General features: G+C 47.6%; 12 protein-coding genes. 10 read left to right on the top strand and 2 right to left on the bottom strand.

The annotated features are described in order from the left end of the window. Positions 1 to 481: 481 nt before the first annotated feature. Complete coding sequence (locus tag C232_RS0103360) at positions 482 to 2,536, bottom strand: transglycosylase domain-containing protein (RefSeq protein ID WP_018661270.1); 2,055 nt, start codon at positions 2,534 to 2,536, stop codon at positions 482 to 484. Between the two features lie 235 nt (positions 2,537 to 2,771). On the opposite strand from C232_RS0103360, the gene speE reads away from it, so the two are divergent. From speE to argS, 4 genes are all read left to right on the top strand, one after another. Continuing rightward, the gene (gene speE, locus C232_RS0103355; RefSeq protein WP_018661268.1) at positions 2,772 to 3,602 is read left to right on the top strand and encodes a spermidine synthase; all 831 of its coding nucleotides are present in this window, start codon (positions 2,772 to 2,774) and stop codon (positions 3,600 to 3,602) included. A gap of 15 nt (positions 3,603 to 3,617) precedes the next feature. Then, entirely contained in the window at positions 3,618 to 4,490 is an 873-nt protein-coding gene (gene speB, locus C232_RS0103350) for an agmatinase (protein WP_018661267.1), read from the top strand. Between the two features lie 287 nt (positions 4,491 to 4,777). Continuing rightward, positions 4,778 to 5,218 (top strand): YwiB family protein, encoded by a 441-nt coding sequence (locus tag C232_RS0103345; RefSeq protein ID WP_026314458.1) that lies wholly within the window; start codon positions 4,778 to 4,780, stop codon positions 5,216 to 5,218. Further along, positions 5,215 to 6,885, top strand: a complete 1,671-nt coding sequence (gene argS, locus C232_RS0103340; protein WP_018661263.1) for an arginine--tRNA ligase — start codon at positions 5,215 to 5,217, stop codon at positions 6,883 to 6,885. The genes C232_RS0103345 and argS overlap by 4 nt, the downstream gene beginning before the upstream one ends. A 55-nt stretch (positions 6,886 to 6,940) precedes the next feature. Here the strand turns inward: argS and C232_RS0103335 are convergent, their stop codons facing one another. Then, positions 6,941 to 8,146 (bottom strand): phospholipase D-like domain-containing protein, encoded by a 1,206-nt coding sequence (locus tag C232_RS0103335; protein WP_018661261.1) that lies wholly within the window; start codon positions 8,144 to 8,146, stop codon positions 6,941 to 6,943. A gap of 280 nt (positions 8,147 to 8,426) precedes the next feature. On the opposite strand from C232_RS0103335, the gene C232_RS0103330 reads away from it, so the two are divergent. From C232_RS0103330 to C232_RS0103290, 6 genes are all read left to right on the top strand, one after another. Then, entirely contained in the window at positions 8,427 to 10,544 is a 2,118-nt protein-coding gene (locus C232_RS0103330) for a 4Fe-4S dicluster domain-containing protein (protein ID WP_018661259.1), read from the top strand. Positions 10,545 to 10,734: 190 nt separating this feature from the next. Then, complete coding sequence (locus tag C232_RS0103320; RefSeq protein WP_018661257.1) at positions 10,735 to 11,913, top strand: acetyl-CoA C-acetyltransferase; 1,179 nt, start codon at positions 10,735 to 10,737, stop codon at positions 11,911 to 11,913. Between the two features lie 161 nt (positions 11,914 to 12,074). Continuing rightward, positions 12,075 to 13,199, top strand: coding sequence for an acyl-CoA dehydrogenase (locus tag C232_RS0103315; protein ID WP_018661255.1), 1,125 nt, complete (start codon positions 12,075 to 12,077; stop codon positions 13,197 to 13,199). 84 nt (positions 13,200 to 13,283) lie between these two features. After that, positions 13,284 to 14,426 carry an acyl-CoA dehydrogenase gene (locus tag C232_RS0103310; protein WP_018661253.1) on the top strand — a complete coding sequence of 381 codons (1,143 nt, stop codon included), beginning with the start codon at positions 13,284 to 13,286 and terminating at the stop codon, positions 14,424 to 14,426. Between the two features lie 643 nt (positions 14,427 to 15,069). Next, positions 15,070 to 15,675, top strand: coding sequence for a DNA-directed RNA polymerase subunit delta (gene rpoE / locus C232_RS0103295; protein ID WP_018661247.1), 606 nt, complete (start codon positions 15,070 to 15,072; stop codon positions 15,673 to 15,675). Between the two features lie 271 nt (positions 15,676 to 15,946). Then, a complete protein-coding gene (locus C232_RS0103290) occupies positions 15,947 to 17,551 on the top strand; it encodes a CTP synthase (protein WP_018661245.1) in 1,605 nt (534 codons plus the stop codon). Positions 17,552 to 17,622: the final 71 nt, after the last annotated feature.

Below are 17,622 nucleotides of genomic sequence, written 5' to 3'. Positions count from 1 at the left end.
ACCCTTTTTCTGTGCTGCAGGAGAAGCGCCCTCCGCTTTTCATAGTCCAGCTGCGGCTCCTATCGGCTAGCGGATTTCTACGTCTTCTCCCTCCGATAAGTCAACATCGATTCGCCTTATCAGGCTCATCGTGTTTCCTATATCTCAGTCAAAGACTGTGAAATCCGTACGCCGATGAACAGTCGCCTCCGCTTTTCATTGTCCAGCTACGGGCGCTATCGGCTCGGGGTCAACTGTTCCGGCCCCATTGAAGTCAAAAAGCGGACTTCATTGGTGCCGGTCCAGTTGCCTGTCGCCGATGAGCAAGCGCCCTCCGCTTTTCATTGTCCAGCTGCGGCTCCTATCGGCTAGCGGATTTCTACGTCTTCTCCCTCCGATAAGTCAACATCGATTCGCCTTATCAGGCTCATCGTGTTTCCTTTATCTCAGTCAAAGACTGCGAAATCCGTACGCCGATGAACAGTCGCCTCCGCTTTTCTGTTTAAAACCATTTGAACCATTTTTGCAGCCAGTTTTGGTGCTTGGACGGGTAGAGGGAGTTGTCCGGGTTTGGCGCGTGGTTGGTGCAGGTTTCGGTTGGTTCTGTGCCTTCGACAAAGTAGGTGAGCCTTGCGACAGGGCATTGGCCGTTTGCCAGTTTTCCTGTTGAAGGGTCAATCGGAACAGCCGTAACCCCTTGTGGCGCCTTGAAAGTTTTGACGGGCTCGCCCGCCAGCGCCTGTTCCATAAACCTCGCCCAAACTTTTTTTGCATATATTTTATCGGCAGCAAGCGTGATTTCCCGGCCGTTGTCATAGCCGGCCCATACACCCGATACAAGCTGCGGCGAAAAACCGATCATCCAGCTGTCCGTATTGGTCGAACCGGATTTTCCGGCGTAAGGGCGTGACAGCTCCTTGATGATGGAAGCTCCGGTTACGCGGGCATAGCCTCCCAGGCGTTTATCGAACATCCCGGTCATCATTTGTGACGTCACAAATGCGGCCGGCTGGTTCAGTACCCTTTTTTTCTCCGGCTTGTATTCGTATAACACGTGCCCCTGATAGTCTTCTACTTTTGTGATAAAAACCGGGCCGTTATCTACCCCGCCGTTTGCAAGCAGGCTGTAGGCATGGACCATATCGAGTAAACGCACACCTGATGTACCGAGCGCCAGTGAAGGAACCTTCTGCATCGGTGTCGTCAGGCCGAATTGCCTGGCCGTATTGACTAAGACATTTTGCCCCATCAATAAATGGGTTTTTACCGCAAAAATATTATCTGAAACGGCTAAGGCTTCAAGCATGGTAATCTTGCCATTTGCATACTGGCTGTTAAAATTATGCGGTTTGTAGACGGATTTGCCGTTGTCAAACCGGAAAGTAGTCGGTTCGCTTTTCAGCATGGTTGCCGGTGTAAAGCCATGATTGAGCGCAGCGTAATATAGCAGCGGCTTCATGGCTGAACCGGGTTGGCGCGTCGCTTGGGTAACCCGGTTGAACGGGCTTTTTTGATAGTCCTGGCCGCCTACCATCGCCGTCACGAATCCATTTTTCGGATTGACCGCAACAAAGCCAAGTTGAATGCCGGAATTGCCTGTGACGGTTTCTTGAATGGCTTTTTCAGCTATTTTCTGCTGCCTGGTATTCAAGGTCGTATATACCTTCAGCCCGCCGAGCGCAATCGTCCGGTCATCAAAGCCCAGTTTTGTTTTCAGCTGGTTTTTGACGGTATCCTGAAAATACGGGGCGGTATGCATGCTGTTGTCCGGGGCTTTGCGGACGATCTTTAACGGTTCATTTTCCGCTTCTTTTGCCTGCTGCCCGCTGATATAACCGTTTTTGGCCATTGTATGCAATACCGTCTGCTGGCGCTGTTTTGCTTTTTTAAAAGAAATCACCGGCGAGTAAATGCCCGGCCCGTTCGGAATCCCGGCGAGCATCGCAGCTTCAGCCAGCGTCAGGTTTTTGGCGTCTTTGCCGAAATAGTACTGGCTTGCTGCCTGTATCCCGTATTTTCCGTGCCCGTAATGAATCGTGTTTAGATAACCCTCAAGGATTTGGTCTTTGCTGTAGCTCGATTCAAGCCGGACCGTAAAAAAGGCCTCTTTAAACTTTCTTTCCCATGTTTTATCCAGCGTTAAAAAAAGATTACGTGCATATTGCTGCGTGATGGTGCTCGCCCCTTGCACCTTCCCCATTGCTTTCAAGTCGGCAAACAGGGCGCCGGTCATGCGTTTATAATCAAAGCCATGGTGGTGGTAAAAATTACGGTCTTCAATGGAAATGGCGGCATCGATGGCATTTTGGGAAACGTCATTTAAATGGACCCAGTACCGCTGCTGCCCGCTGTTTGTTTCCCCAATCAGTTTCCCGTTGCTTGCATAATAAAGGGTGGACTGGGGAACAGTGAGCGGCGGCGGCCCGAGGATTTTGGCATATAAATAGGCGGCAAAAACAAAGGTGAAAAGTAAGACAGCACATGCCAAAAAAGCAAGAAGGAGCCATTTTAATCCCCATTTTGCTTTTTGCAGCTTTGGCGTCGCGAGAGTCTCCATCCATCCGCACCTCTTTTTCTAAATCAATCTTATTTATCTAGTATGCGGAAACAAGGGGGACTTTAAACATGCCGGCAATAAAAAGCTGTAAGTGAAAAATTTCTTGCATTTTAAGGAAAACTACTATACTTTTTTCATGTGTCAAATTTTCTGAGGAAATGTGTGGAATCAGCTCCGTCAGGGAAAAGATAATAGCAAATTATCATGTTTTGATCGACGAAGGAGGAAAACGAGGATGGGCGGACTTTGGTTTACGGAAAAACAGACAAAAGACTTTGGGATCACCATGAAAGTGAATCAAACTTTACATACCGAGCAGACGGAATACCAAAAGCTGGACATGGTGGAAACCGCAGAGTGGGGCAATATGCTGCTGTTGGATGGGATGGTCATGACCTCTGTTAAAGATGAATTTGTTTACCATGAAATGATCACGCATGTCCCGCTTTTTACGCATCCGAATCCTGAAAATGTACTGGTTGTCGGCGGCGGGGACGGCGGTGTCATCCGCGAAATTTTGAAACACCCGGAGGTTAAAAAAGCCACCCTGGTTGAAATCGACGGTAAAGTCATTGCGTATGCGAAAAAATATTTGCCGGAAATTGCCGGCGAATTGGAAAATGAACGCGTAGAAGTCAAAGTTGATGATGGCTTTATGCATATTGCCAAAAGTGAGAACCAGTACGACGTCATTATGGTTGATTCCACTGAACCGGTCGGGCCGGCTGTCAATCTGTTTACAAAAGGATTTTACAGCGGGATTGCAAAAGCATTGAAAGCGGATGGGATTTTTGTCGCGCAAACGGATAACCCATGGTTTAAAGCAGACTTGATTCGCGAAGTGCTGCGCGATGTCAAAGAAATTTTCCCGGTTACCAGGCTTTATACCGCCAATGTCCCGACATATCCAAGCGGGATGTGGACATTCACCATCGGATCGAAAAAATATGACCCGCTTGCAGTGAGCGATGAGCGTTTCCATGACATCGATACGAAATACTATACAAAAGAACTCCATCAGGCAGCGTTTGTATTGCCGAAATTTGTAGAAGATCTTACCCGTTAAGAAAGGCGTGTTCATATGAGATTTGATGAAGCATATTCAGGAAATGTATTTATTGGCAGCCACCCGGATTACGAAGACAGCCGGGTGGTCATTTACGGGATGCCGATGGATTGGACGTCCAGTTACCGCCCCGGGTCAAGATTCGGCCCGAAAAGGATCCGCGAAGTGTCGATCGGGCTTGAGGAATACAGCCCGTACCTGGACCGTGAGCTGGCGGAGGTGAAATTTTTTGATGCCGGCGATATTCCACTGCCGTTCGGGAATCCGCAAAGAAGCATTGATCTGATTGAAGCTTACATACAGACTTTATTAAAAGACGGGAAATTCCCGTTTGGCCTCGGCGGGGAGCATCTTGTTTCATGGCCGGTCATCAAAGCCGTTTATCAAAAATATCCCGATCTCGCTGTTATCCATTTTGATGCGCACACAGATCTGCGTACGGAATACGAAGGCGAACCGTTGTCGCACTCAACCCCGATCCGCAAAGTTGCAGAACTGATTCAGCCAAAACATGTATACTCATTCGGGATCCGCTCGGGGATGAAGGAAGAGTTTGACTGGGCGGAAAAGAACGGTATGCATCTTTCTAAATTTGAAGTACTGGAACCGCTGAAAAAAGTGCTTCCGGAACTTGCCGGACGCCCGGTGTATGTAACGATAGACATTGATGTGCTTGACCCGGCTTTTGCGCCGGGAACGGGGACTGTCGATGCCGGCGGGATTACATCAAAAGAACTGCTCGCTTCCATCCATGCCATTTCCGGTTCTGATGTTCAAGTCGTAGGCTGCGATCTCGTTGAAGTGGCGCCGATTTACGACCATTCCGAACAAACGGCCAATACAGCCAGCAAGCTGGTGCGCGAAATGATGCTCGGCTGGGTCAAATAGACAAATCCAAACCCGGCGCGCATGCCTGATAAGGGGACAAGGCTTTGTGGCGCCGGGTTTTTCAAATTCTCATGCCGGACTGTATGGAAACGCCCGCTGTATGCCAGGGCCTGAATGGGGTGTGTCTAAAATCTTTCTTATTTTGGCTTGCCCCATGTCCTGCCTGTTTTGTATGATAATAAGAGAATCCCGGCACAAAATGAATGAAGGAACGATATTATTTTTTTTATAGAAAGGTTATAATGGATAAACAGCAACGGTTGCATGAATTTGAAAGGTGTGGGCAAATGCCGGAAAAAGACGACTCCTATCCTGTAAAGATCCAGTTATCCACGCAAATATTCCAGGAAGAACAAGAAAAAGTCGAAATGATTCTATCCGGCCGCTATTATGAAAAAGGCAATGCGGCCTATTTAAAATATGATGAAGTGCAGGAAGAAGGAAAAGTACATACGGTTGTAAAAATCAGCGGCAGCAGGGCACTGATTTTAAGAAGCGGCGCGATTAGGATGCGGCTTGATCTCCGGGTGGGGGAAAAGAGAAGAAGCACTTACGAAAGCCGGTACGGGAACTTTCCGATGGAAGCAAAAGCAACCGGCATCGGCCATCACCGCAGCGGACAGGCACAGGGGCGGTTCTCCCTTGGCTATGAACTTTTTATGCAAGGAAATCATCTAGGTACATATAACATGGCGATCCATTATGAGGAGGTACAAGAGGCGAGATGAATATTGCCGAACAAATCCAGGAAACGTTAAAAGCTGAAATTAAGCAGGCGGTGATACAAGCAGGGCTGGCGGAAGAAGACCAGATTCCCGAAATTATACTTGAAAAACCAAAAGAAAAGGCGCATGGGGATTATGCCGCGAATATTGCCATGCAGCTGGCACGCATCGCCAAAAAAGCGCCGCGCGTGCTCGCAGAAGCGATTGTGCAACAATTGGACCAGTCGAAAGCATCGATTGAGAAAGTGGAAATTGCGGGGCCGGGCTTTATCAATTTTTACATGGATAATGCTTATTTGACCAAACTGATTCCAACGATCTTGGAACAGGGCGGGGAATACGGCCGTTCAAATGCAGGAAAAGGTGAGAAAGTCCAGGTTGAATTTGTGTCCGCTAACCCTACAGGCGATCTGCATCTCGGGCATGCGCGCGGTGCGGCTGTCGGCGATTCGCTTTGTAATGTGCTCGAAAAAGCAGGCTATGATGTCAGCCGCGAATACTATATCAATGATGCCGGAAACCAAATCCACAATTTAGCGCTGTCGGTGGAAGCCCGTTACTTCCAGGCGCTCGGCTCCGAAAAAGAAGTGCCGGAAGACGGTTATCACGGCCGGGATATCATTGATTTGGGCGAAAAGCTCGCTAAAGAATACGGCACAAAATTTGCCGATATGGAAGAGAAGGAACGCTACGAATTTTTCCGCCAGTACGGCCTTGATTACGAAATGGAAAAGCTGAAAAAGGATTTGGAAAATTTCCGTGTCCCTTTCGATGTCTGGTACTCGGAGACATCCCTCTATAAAAGCGGCAAAATTGATGAGATGCTGAAGTTGTTAAAAGAAAAAGGCCATGTTTACGAAAAAGACGGCGCAACCTGGTTCCGTTCGACCACATTCGGGGATGATAAGGACCGCGTGCTGATTAAAAACGATGGCAGCTACACCTATTTAACGCCGGACATTGCTTACCACAAAGACAAATTTGACCGCGGGTTTACTACCCTGATCAATATCTGGGGGGCCGACCATCACGGTTACATTCCGCGCATGAAAGCGGCAATGGCGGCGCTTGGTTATAATCCCGATCATCTTGAAGTAGAGATCATCCAGCTTGTCCATCTCTATAAAAACGGCGAAAAGATGAAAATGAGCAAACGGACGGGTAAAGCAGTTACCATGCGCGACCTCATCGAAGAAGTCGGCCTTGATGCAACACGTTATTTCTTCGCGATGAGAAGTTCGGATACGCATTTGGACTTTGATCTTGATCTCGCTGTTTCGGAATCAAATGAAAACCCGGTTTATTACGCGCAATATGCCCATGCCCGCATTTGCAGCATTTTAAGGCAGGGGGAAGAAAAAGGTTTGCAGGCGGATGCCCGCGCAGACTTCTCCGTCATCCGGTCGGAAAAAGAAATTGACGTTTTGAAAAAATTAGGCGAATTTCCGCAAGCGATCGCGGAAGCTGCCGAAAAACGGATTCCACACCGCATCACCAATTATATTAATGAGTTGGCGGCAGCTTTCCACAGCTTTTATAATGCTGTTAAAGTGCTTGATCTTGAGCATGAAGATGCAGCAAAAGCACGCCTTGCATTAATCAAATCCGTGCAAATTACGCTGAAAAATGCTTTAAGCCTGATCGGCGTGTCGGCACCGGAAAAAATGTAACACAGAAACACCCATCAAAACACCCATCCAGGGAAGATTGGACGGGTGTTTTTTTTTACAATAAATCGGCGACGGCTTTTGCGGCCCATTCTTTCATTTTTGCCGGAAATCCAACATGGTTTAAATCATGAAGGGTGAGCAGGCTTGCATGGCTGAGATCCGTTTCTATAATCGGTAAAACCTCTTCTTTGATAAACCGGGGGTCATAGATCAGGCAGTTCACCTCATGATTCAGGAGAAAACTGCGGCGGTCAAAGTTTGCGCTGCCGATGTCACAGACAGCCTGGTCGACAACCACGATTTTGGCATGATAAAAGCCGGGCCTGTACTGGTAAATATGCGCGCCTTTTTGCAGCAGGGTACGGAAATAACAATAGGCAGCCTCTTTTACAAGGACATGGTCGGGTGTTTTTGGCGTTAAGATGGTGAGCCGCACCCCGCGTTCCAATGCTGCTTCCAATTTCTTTTCAAGTCTTGGGGAAGGCACGAAATAGGGAGAGCCGATAAAAATGGTTGAACGGGCCTGGTCAATGATCGTGCAGAGCATTTTTTCAAGGAAGATGCCTTCTGTCGGGACAATCCGGTGGGCGGTATCTCCGGCTTCTTGCCCATGGGATGGTCCCGAACCGGTTTGCAACCGGTTATGCTTGTTTGCCTGATTCCAATTTAAAATAAATTCATGCTCCAAGTCCTGGATGCTTCCTCCCGTGATGGATAAATGGTAATCACGCCAAGGGGATAATTTCGGGTTTCCGTTGATATAGTCTTTTCCGACGTTGAAACCGCCAAGATAGCCGATCTTTTTATCGATGACGGTAATTTTCCGGTGATTCCGCTGCTGCAGTGAGAAAAACAAGCAGGGAAATGACGGGCGGTGGCTGTAAGCGATCGTGGCGCCCGCTCTTTTCAGCTGTGACATCATTTTTTTCGAAACCCCGCGGCTCCCTGCCCAGTCAAGCAATACTTTGACTTCAATTCCTTCGCGTGCTTTTTCTGCCAGCAGCTGGAATAACTCGCGGCCAATCGCATCGTTCTTTACAATATAAAACATGATATAAATGCTGGAAGTTGCTTGTTTGATGTCTGAAAAATATTGCGCGAAAAGCTGGTGGCCGTTTGTGTAAATCGCCAGGCGGCCGTTGCGGACAGGGTACTGTCTTTTATGGTATTTGCTGCAGGAATTTTTTTTTCCAAGTTTAAAGTCGGCAATGAGCAATAGGATCAATGCTGCACAGATTAGGATGGCCCAGAGCAAGAACATATCATTTTCCTCGCTTTATCAGTATTAGTCGGGAGGGGCTGTTGGAATGTTATTGTGCCCAAAAGACGGCCGTTCTATATCTGCCACTGAAAAATCAACGGTTAAAATTTCAACATCGTAATGAATAGCGGGCAAAGTGAAACTGATCCTATCAAATAAAATTTTTAAAAAAATGGCAGAAAAGGATTGACTGAACGTTCATTCATTATATAATGGGAGTAAGCAAGATTCGGAAAATTAGATTGCAGCATAGGTCATTGAAGGGAGTGTTGGGAGAAATATGCACATTTTATTATGGGTAAACTGGATTGCGTTCTTATCTGTAACCGCTTACGCCATTTATTTGTTTGCTTACCTCGTCAAAACAAGGGTCCAGTACATCAAGTTGGGGAAAAAACAGGAATTTGACAACAATGTAAAAGAGCGGCTCCGTAAAATATGGATCTATGTATTCGGGCAAAAAAAGCTGCTCAAAGATAAAAAAAGCGGCGCCATCCATGTGATGATGTTTTACGGGTTTATTTTGGTCCAATTCGGTGCCATTGACTTTATCTGGAGAGGGCTTGCGCCGCATTCCCATCTTCCACTCGGGCCGTTTTATCCGGGGTTTACATTCTTTCAGGAGATTGTCACACTGATGATCCTGTTTGCAGTCGGCTGGGCGTTTTACCGCCGCTATATTGAAAAGCTTGTGCGTTTAAAACGGGGATTGAAATCCAGCCTGGTCCTCATTTTTATCGGCGGGTTAATGTTGTCAGTCCTGATCGGCAGCGGGATGGGGCTGATCTGGCACGGCGGGGAATTATCATGGACGGAGCCGGTTGCATCGGCCATTGCATCTGCATTCGGCTGGATCGGGCCGCAAGCCGCAGCCGTTGTCTTCTATGCCGCATGGTGGTTCCACTTATTATTCCTGCTCTCGTTTCTTGTGTATGTTCCGCAGTCCAAACATGCACACCTGATTGCGGGACCGGCGAATGTCTACTTAAACCGGCTTGATGGAACCGGTAAATTAAAACCGATTGATTTTGAAGATGAATCCCAGGAAAGCTTTGGCGTCGGTAAAATTCAGGACTTTACACAGCTGCAGCTTGTCGATCTGTACGCTTGTGTGGAATGCGGGCGCTGCACGAATATGTGCCCGGCGACCGGCACCGGCAAGATGCTGTCACCAATGGATCTGATTGTCAAACTAAGGGACCATCTTACCCATTACGGTGCAGCGGTAACGTCTAAACAGCCGTGGGTTCCGGCATTTGCCTTTTCTCATACAAAAGGCAACCAGCTGGCAATGGCAGCTGCGAGCCGGGGCGCTGAAGAAGCTGCCGCCGCGCTTTCGTATCAGCCAAGCCTGATCGGCGATGTGATTACAGAAGAAGAAATCTGGGCCTGCACAACATGCCGGAACTGTGAAGACCAGTGCCCGGTTATGAATGAACATGTTGATAAAATCATTGACCTCAGGCGCTACCTGGTTTTAACGGAAGGAAAAATGAACCCGGATGCACAGCGGGCGATGCAAAATATCGAGCGCCAGGGAAATCCGTGGGGGCTGAACCGGATAGAACGTGAAAACTGGCGCGGCGGCCGCGAAGATATTCAAGTGCCAACCGTAAAAGAAATGAAAAAAGCGGGGGAAGAATTCGAGTATTTATTCTGGGTCGGATCCATGGGTTCTTACGATAGCCGCAGCCAGAAGATCGCCATTTCGTTTGCGAAGCTGCTCAATGAAGCAGGTGTGAAGTTTGCAATCCTTGGCAATAAAGAAAAAAATTCAGGCGATACGGCCCGCAGGCTTGGAAATGAATTCTTATTTCAGGAACTTGCTGCGCAGAACATTGCTGAATTCCAAAAAAATGGCGTAAAAAAAATCGTAACGATTGATCCGCACGCATACAATAGTTTCAAAAAGGAATATACCGACTTTGGCTTCGAAGGGGAGGTTTACCATCACACAGAAGTACTTTACGAGCTTGTAAAAGAGGGGCGCTTAAAACCGCGGTATGAAGTGGATGAAACGGTGACCTTCCATGATTCCTGCTATCTTGGAAGATACAATCAAATTTTCGAACAGCCGCGTGAAATTTTGAAGAGGATTCCGGGCGTGAAACTGGTGGAAATGGAACGCAACCGCGAATCGGCAATGTGCTGCGGAGCAGGCGGCGGCCTCATGTGGATGGAAGAGGATACCGGGCACAGAATCAATGTCGCGCGTACAGAGCAGGCGCTGGCTGTCAACCCGACCATCATCAGTGCCGGCTGCCCGTACTGCCTCACGATGCTTTCTGATGGCACGAAGGCTAAAGAAGTGGAAGATCAAGTTCAAACAATGGATGTAGCCGAAATATTGGAACGTTCGGTTTGCGGCGCCCCGGGGAAGGAGACCGCTGCCTCGTAACCACATAGACCAACACGAACAAATGGCGGAGACCGGCAAACTTGGAAGCCAAGGAAAGCTGGGGTTTGGCAACTGATCTCCGCCATTTTTTCCGTGTTAAAACCATGCGGGAATTTGCCAGTTAAGCAAGTAAACGAGCACCTGGTTTTGGTTGCGCTTTCAAAAAATAGCAAAAAGGGGAGAAATGGATTTGAAGACGGTGATTGTGGCAGGGGCAAGGACGCCCTTTGGAAAATTTGGCGGAAAATTGAGCAGCCTGACTGCATCCCAGTTAGGCGGAATAGCCATTAAAGCGGCATTGAAACGGGCAAATACTGCGGCTGGGGATGTTGATGAAGTCATCATGGGAAATGTTTTGCAAGGCGGTCAGGGCCAGCTTCCATCGCGGCAGGCTGCCAGACACGCCGGCCTCCCATGGGAAGTAAAAACGGAGATGGTTAATAAAGTATGTGCCTCCGGAATGCGGAGCGTAACGCTGGGGGATCAAATCATCCGCTCCGGGGACGGGGAAGTGATTGTAGCCGGCGGCATGGAGTCTATGTCCAATGCGCCTTATTTTCTGCCGCAAGCAAGATGGGGCTTGAAAATGGGCGATGTAAAATTGAAAGATATGATGGTGCATGACGGCCTGACCTGTGCGTTTTCCGGCGTGCATATGGGGACGTATGGAAACCGGACGGCAGAGATACTTGAACTTTCAAGGGAGTTTCAAGACCAGTGGGCATTTAGAAGCCATCAAAGGGCATTGGAAGCGATCCGCACGGGCAAATTTGCTGAAGAGATTGTACCGGTTGAAGTGCCGCAAAGAAAAGGGGCTGCACAAATCGTTGAAACGGACGAACCGCCGCGCCCTGACACAACAATAGAAAAACTGGCACAGCTGCCGCCGGCTTTTGATCACGCCGGAACGATTACCGCGGGCAATGCGCCGGGTGTAAATGACGGGGCAGCTGCACTTGTGCTCATGAGCGAAGAACGTGCGGCAAAAGAAGGCAAAAAACCGCTTGCAACAATTCTCGCCCATGCCGCCGTTGCTGTTGAGGCCGGAAACTTCCCGCAAACGCCGGGTTTGGTCATCCGTGAAATTCTGAAAAAGACAGGCAAAAAGCTGGATGGCATCGACTTGTTTGAAGTGAATGAGGCGTTTGCTGCTGTAGCGCTCGCCAGCAGTAAAATTGCCAATCTTGATTTGGAAAAAGTCAATGTGAACGGAGGCGCGGTTGCATTGGGCCATCCGATTGGGGCAAGCGGTACAAGGATCATCTTAACACTTGCCTATGAATTAAAACGGCGCGGCGGCGGAATCGGAATTGCAGCGATTTGCTCCGGGGGCGGACAGGGCGATGCCGTCATGATTGAAGTGAAGTAAGGGTTCGATTGGATAGGCCTGAAAAGATGCAGGCCGCAGGTGGCGGTGCAACAGGAAGTCTTCGATCTTAGCCTTTGTTCAGATATTCATCAATGGGGAATGAGAAAAAAACCACTGATATTTATCCGTATGATTAACCACCTGTAAAAGGGGGCCAAACCATGAACTTCAAGTTTACGGATGAACAGCTGTCTATGAAAAAAATGGTGCACGATTTTGCAGAGAAAGAAATTTCACCACTGATTGGCAAGATGGAGGCGGGCTGGTTTCCGAGGGAGATTCTCAAAAAGATGGCGGCGCTCGGGTTGATGGGGATCACAGTGCCTGAAAAATACGGGGGCGCCGGATTGGATTTTACATCCTGCATCCTTGCCGTCCATGAGCTTTCAAAAGTGAGTGCAGCAATCGGCGTTATTTTATCTGTCCATTCTTCCGTGGGGACCAATCCGATTCTCTATTTTGGAAGTGAAGAGCAGAAAGCCAGGTACTTGCCGAAGCTTGCGGGCGGAAAGTATTTAGGCGCTTTCTGCCTGACTGAGGCGAATGCCGGGTCGGACGCAGGAAGCCTTGGTACAAGGGCTGAAAAACAGGGCGATGCTTATATTCTTAACGGTTCAAAGATGTTCGTTACAAACGGGGGCGAGGCGGATACCTATATCGTCTTCGCCAAAACAGAAGGCGGGCAGATCACTGCTTTTATTGTCGAAAAAGGGGCCGCCGGCTTTCGAATTGGAAAAGATGAAAAAAAGATGGGTCTCCACGGCTCGAGAACGGTTCAACTCCATTTTGAAAATATGCCGGTGCCGGCACAAAACCGAATCGGCGCAGAAGGGCAGGGGTTTAAGATTGCGATGTCCAATTTGGATGCAGGCCGGATTGGGATTGCGGCCCAGGCTTTGGGTATTGCAGAAGGCGCTTATGAGAAGGCGTTGAAATACGCCAAAACCCGGCGCCAGTTCGGCTGCCCGATCCATGAGTTTCAAGGTACAGGATTCAAGCTCGCCGATATGGCGGCAAAAATTGAAGCCAGTAAACTACTTGTCTACCAGGCTTGTGATTTGAAAAACCGCGGGCTTGACTGCAGGAAAGAAGCGGCGATGGCCAAGCTCTTGGCTTCGCAAACGGCTGTCGATACAGCTGCTGAAGCGCTGCAGATATTTGGCGGATACGGTTATATGGAGGACTACCCGATTGAACGGTATTTTCGTGATGCGAAAATTACGCAAATTTACGAAGGCACCAGCGAAGTGCAAAAAATTGTCATCAGCAACCAGCTTTTGCGCTAGCGGCGCCAATATGGAACAGGCCGGATTCCTCATTCCGTATCTGCTTTCATTTAGAAATCTTTATAACAATTGGGGGCAGGAGTAATGGAATTTCGTCTTAGTGAAGAACATGAAATGATTCGGAAAATGGTGCGCGGCTTTGCTTTAAAAGAGGTGGCGCCGACAGCGGCTGAACGCGATGAAGCGGAAAGGTTTGACCGCACCATTTTTGATAAAATGGCCGGCCTCGGGCTGGCCGGAATTCCGTGGCCGGAGCAGTACGGCGGGATCGGCAGCGATTTTTTGGCCTACTGCATTGCAGTAGAGGAATTATCACGTGTTTGTGCGTCAACGGGTGTAACGTTATCAGCACATACTTCGCTTGCGGGCTGGCCGCTTTATAAATTTGGAAACGAAGAACAGAAAAAGAAATACCTTGTACCGCTTGCCCGGGGGGAAAAAATCGGTGCTTACGGCCTGACAGAACCGGGATCGGGATCCGATGCAGGAGGAATGACTACGACTGCGCGCCTGGAAGGGGATGTTTATATTTTAAACGGTTCGAAAATTTTTATCACAAATGGCGGCGTGGCGGATATTTATATTGTCTTTGCGTTAACAGATCCAGGGAGCAGGCATCACGGCACAAGTGCATTTATTATTGAAAAAGAATTTCCGGGGTTTTCCGTCGGCAAGAAAGAAAAGAAAATGGGCATTCGTTCATCCCCGACAACGGAAATTATTTTCGAAGACTGCAAGGTACCGGCAGAAAACCGATTGGGAAATGAAGGCGATGGCTTTAAAATCGCGATGATGACGCTGGATGGCGGGCGCAACGGGATTGCTGCACAGGCAGTCGGGATTGCCCAGGGCGCACTCGATGCAGCAGTGGCCTACGCAAAAGAACGAAAGCAATTCGGCAAACCGATTGCAGCCAATCAGGGTATTTCTTTTAAACTGGCCGATATGGCGACGGCTGTTGAAGCTGCAAGGCTTTTAACCTATCAGGCGGCATGGCTTGAATCCAACGGCCTTCCGTATGGCAAAGAATCGGCAATGTCGAAATTATTTGCTGGCGATACAGCGATGAAAGTGACAACGGAAGCGGTACAAGTTTTTGGCGGCTATGGTTATACAAAAGATTATCCGGTCGAACGCTTCATGAGGGATGCCAAGATCACACAAATTTATGAAGGAACCCAGGAGATTCAACGGCTTGTCATTTCAAGAATGCTGACAAGAGATTAACCGGAATGCGGATTGGGCCCATGTGGTTCCCATCCGTTAAAAAACCGGATCAAGAAAAGCGGAGGGGCTCTCATCGGCTGGAAAATTAAAAAAGGCAGAGAAACAACCGGTTTGATACCGGTTTTTTTATGTGTAATACCGTGATATTCAGCATTTAAAAAAATTATTTTGGTTTTGTATTGTGTAATTTAACAGGATAGAGGTAAAATGAACAAGGTAAATAGCCATTATAAGACTGATGCGATGAATCAGCTAAAATCACATCGCTTATTTTTTCTAAAGGGATGTGGCAATTTTGTCTTCTTTACTAAAAATTATTCTGAAATGCACCGGTCTTGTATTATTTCTTATGATCGGGTATTTTTTATATAAAAGAGAACTCGGTGCCATCCCTTTGCTTATTCTCTCTTTTCTATTATTTTTTATCGCGTATCAAATGATTTTTCCCCAAATCCCGAAAGTGCGGAATAAAAACCGCCGGAAGGGGCCTTGGGGCTAGCATAAATGTTTTGAATTTGTTTATAATGGTAAATATGTTTTTTTATAAATTGCCAGGCCCGAATTTCAGACGATAAGGGCGGTTTAAGTACCTTGCCATTTTACCTGCATAAAATATGTTTAACTAAGAAAGGGTGTGCAACGGTTGAGTTTGCGACAATTGCCAAAAGAAGAACTGGATGAAATGTCTTTTATTGAAATAGCCGAACAAAAATTAGAAGAAAAGAAACAAACGATTCCTTTCCAGGATTTAGTTAAAGAAATCGGCAGCTTATTAAAATTGTCCCCGGATAAATTACGCAGCAGGATGATCCAATTTTATACAGAACTGAATATTGATGGGAGATTCATCAGCTTGGGAGACAACAATTGGGGGCTGCGGGCATGGTATCCGGTTGACCAGATTGATGAAGAAGTCACCCATACGGTGAAAACGAAGAAGAAGAAGAAAAAGGCAAAAGTTACGAAAAAAGACGATGATGACGATGATTCACTTGAAGAAGATTTGGATTTTGATGAAGTGGATGAACTTACGGACGATGACGAGTTCATCGATGAAGATGAAGACGATGAAGATTTGATCGATGAAGACGAACTGGCGGATTCCGACGATTTCGATGATGCTGATGATGACGACGAAACGGTTGAAGATGAGGAACTGTTGTCAGAGGACGACTATGATATTGACGATGACGATGATGATGATGAAGAAGATGAAGAAGACGGCGACAGCGGCAAAAACAAAGAATAAGGCTTGACTTCTTAACGTGACACAGGTAGTATGTTATTTGGGCTCCTTTGAAAAGGACAAAATAGATCGTAATAAACAAGCTCCCCCTTGCAATAGCCATTGTAAGAGGGGCTTTTTGTTTTTATATGGCACCTGAAGAGGCAGGCTTTCGGAGGATCTTTCCATGCCGGCAGCCGTGAAGTTCTCTGCTTCCCGGACAAGCCTTTAAAAAAGCGGATGAACCCCAATTTTATGGTGAACAATAATGATAAATTACAGGAGGGGACAACACGTGACAAAATATATATTTGTAACAGGCGGGGTAGTTTCCTCGTTAGGGAAAGGGATTACGGCTGCGTCTTTAGGGCGTTTGCTGAAAAACCGCGGATTAAATATTACCATTCAGAAATTTGACCCCTATATCAATGTGGACCCGGGAACGATGAGCCCGTACCAGCACGGTGAGGTATTTGTGACGGATGATGGGGCGGAAACAGACCTTGACCTGGGCCACTATGAACGGTTTATTGATATTAATTTAACAAAATACAGCAGTGTGACAACGGGGAAAGTGTATTCAGAAGTGCTCAGCAAGGAACGGCGCGGCGAGTATCTCGGCGGAACCGTACAGGTCATCCCCCACATCACCAATGAAATCAAAGAACGCGTTTTCCGCGCCGGCAAAGTAACAAACGCGGATGTGGTCATTACAGAAATCGGCGGGACGGTCGGCGATATTGAGTCATTGCCGTTCCTTGAAGCCATCCGGCAAATCAAAACAGATGTCGGCATCGATAATGTCATGTACATCCACTGTACGCTCATTCCGTATTTAAAAGCTTCCGGCGAAATGAAGACAAAACCAACCCAGCACAGCGTAAAAGAATTGCGAAGCCTCGGCATCCAGCCAAATGTCATTGTCGTTAGGACAGAGCAGCCGATCTCGCAGGACATGAAAGACAAAATTGCGCTATTCTGCGATATCCAACCGGATGAAGTGGTTGAGTGTATTGACGCGGATACATTATATTCTATCCCGTTGATGCTGCAGGAACAAAAATTGGATCAGCTTGTTTGCGACCATTTGAAACTGCAGTGCCCGGAAGCGGACATGGAAGAATGGAAAGGTTTGGTTGAGCGTGTAAGACATCTTTCCAAAACGGTGAAAATTGCGCTTGTCGGTAAATATGTAACCCTGCAGGATGCCTATCTTTCTGTTGTTGAAGCATTGAAACACGCCGGCTACCAGTTTGATGCAGATATTGAAATTGACTGGATCAACGCCGAGCATGTGAACCAGGAAAATGTTGCTGAAATTTTAAAAGGTGCAGATGGAATTTTAGTGCCGGGCGGTTTCGGTGACCGCGGGATTGAAGGGAAAATTCTATCCATTCAATATGCGCGCGAAAACAAAATTCCGTTCCTTGGCATCTGCCTCGGCATGCAGCTGGCTTCTGTAGAGTTTGCACGCCATGTGCTCGGCCTCAATGGGGCACATTCGTCGGAAATCAAACCGGATACACCATACCCGGTGATTGATCTTCTGCCGGAACAGAAGGAAATTGAAAATCTCGGCGGGACATTACGGCTCGGGCTTTTTCCGTGCAGATTGGTAAAAAACACAAAAGCGCACCATGTTTATGAAGATGAAGTAATTTATGAACGCCACCGCCACCGTTATGAATTCAATAACCAATACCGCGAGCAAATGGAAAATGCCGGATTTGTGTTTTCGGGTACAAGCCCGGACGGCCGTTTGATTGAAATCATCGAATTGGAAGACCATCCATGGTTTGTAGCTTCTCAGTTCCACCCTGAATTCACATCGCGCCCGACACGCCCGCAGCCATTATTCAAAGGATTTATTGAAGCATCGCTAAAGACAAATCGGGAATAAACAGAGTAAGCCGCTTAATAGCGGCTTATTTTTTTACAAAAAAGACAAAAAACGGATTGACCTTCTCGTGT

Source organism: Heyndrickxia acidiproducens DSM 23148 (assembly GCF_000374345.1).
Lineage (GTDB): Bacteria > Bacillota > Bacilli > Bacillales > Bacillaceae_C > Weizmannia > Weizmannia acidiproducens.
This window is presented reverse-complemented; position numbering and strand designations above follow the sequence as displayed.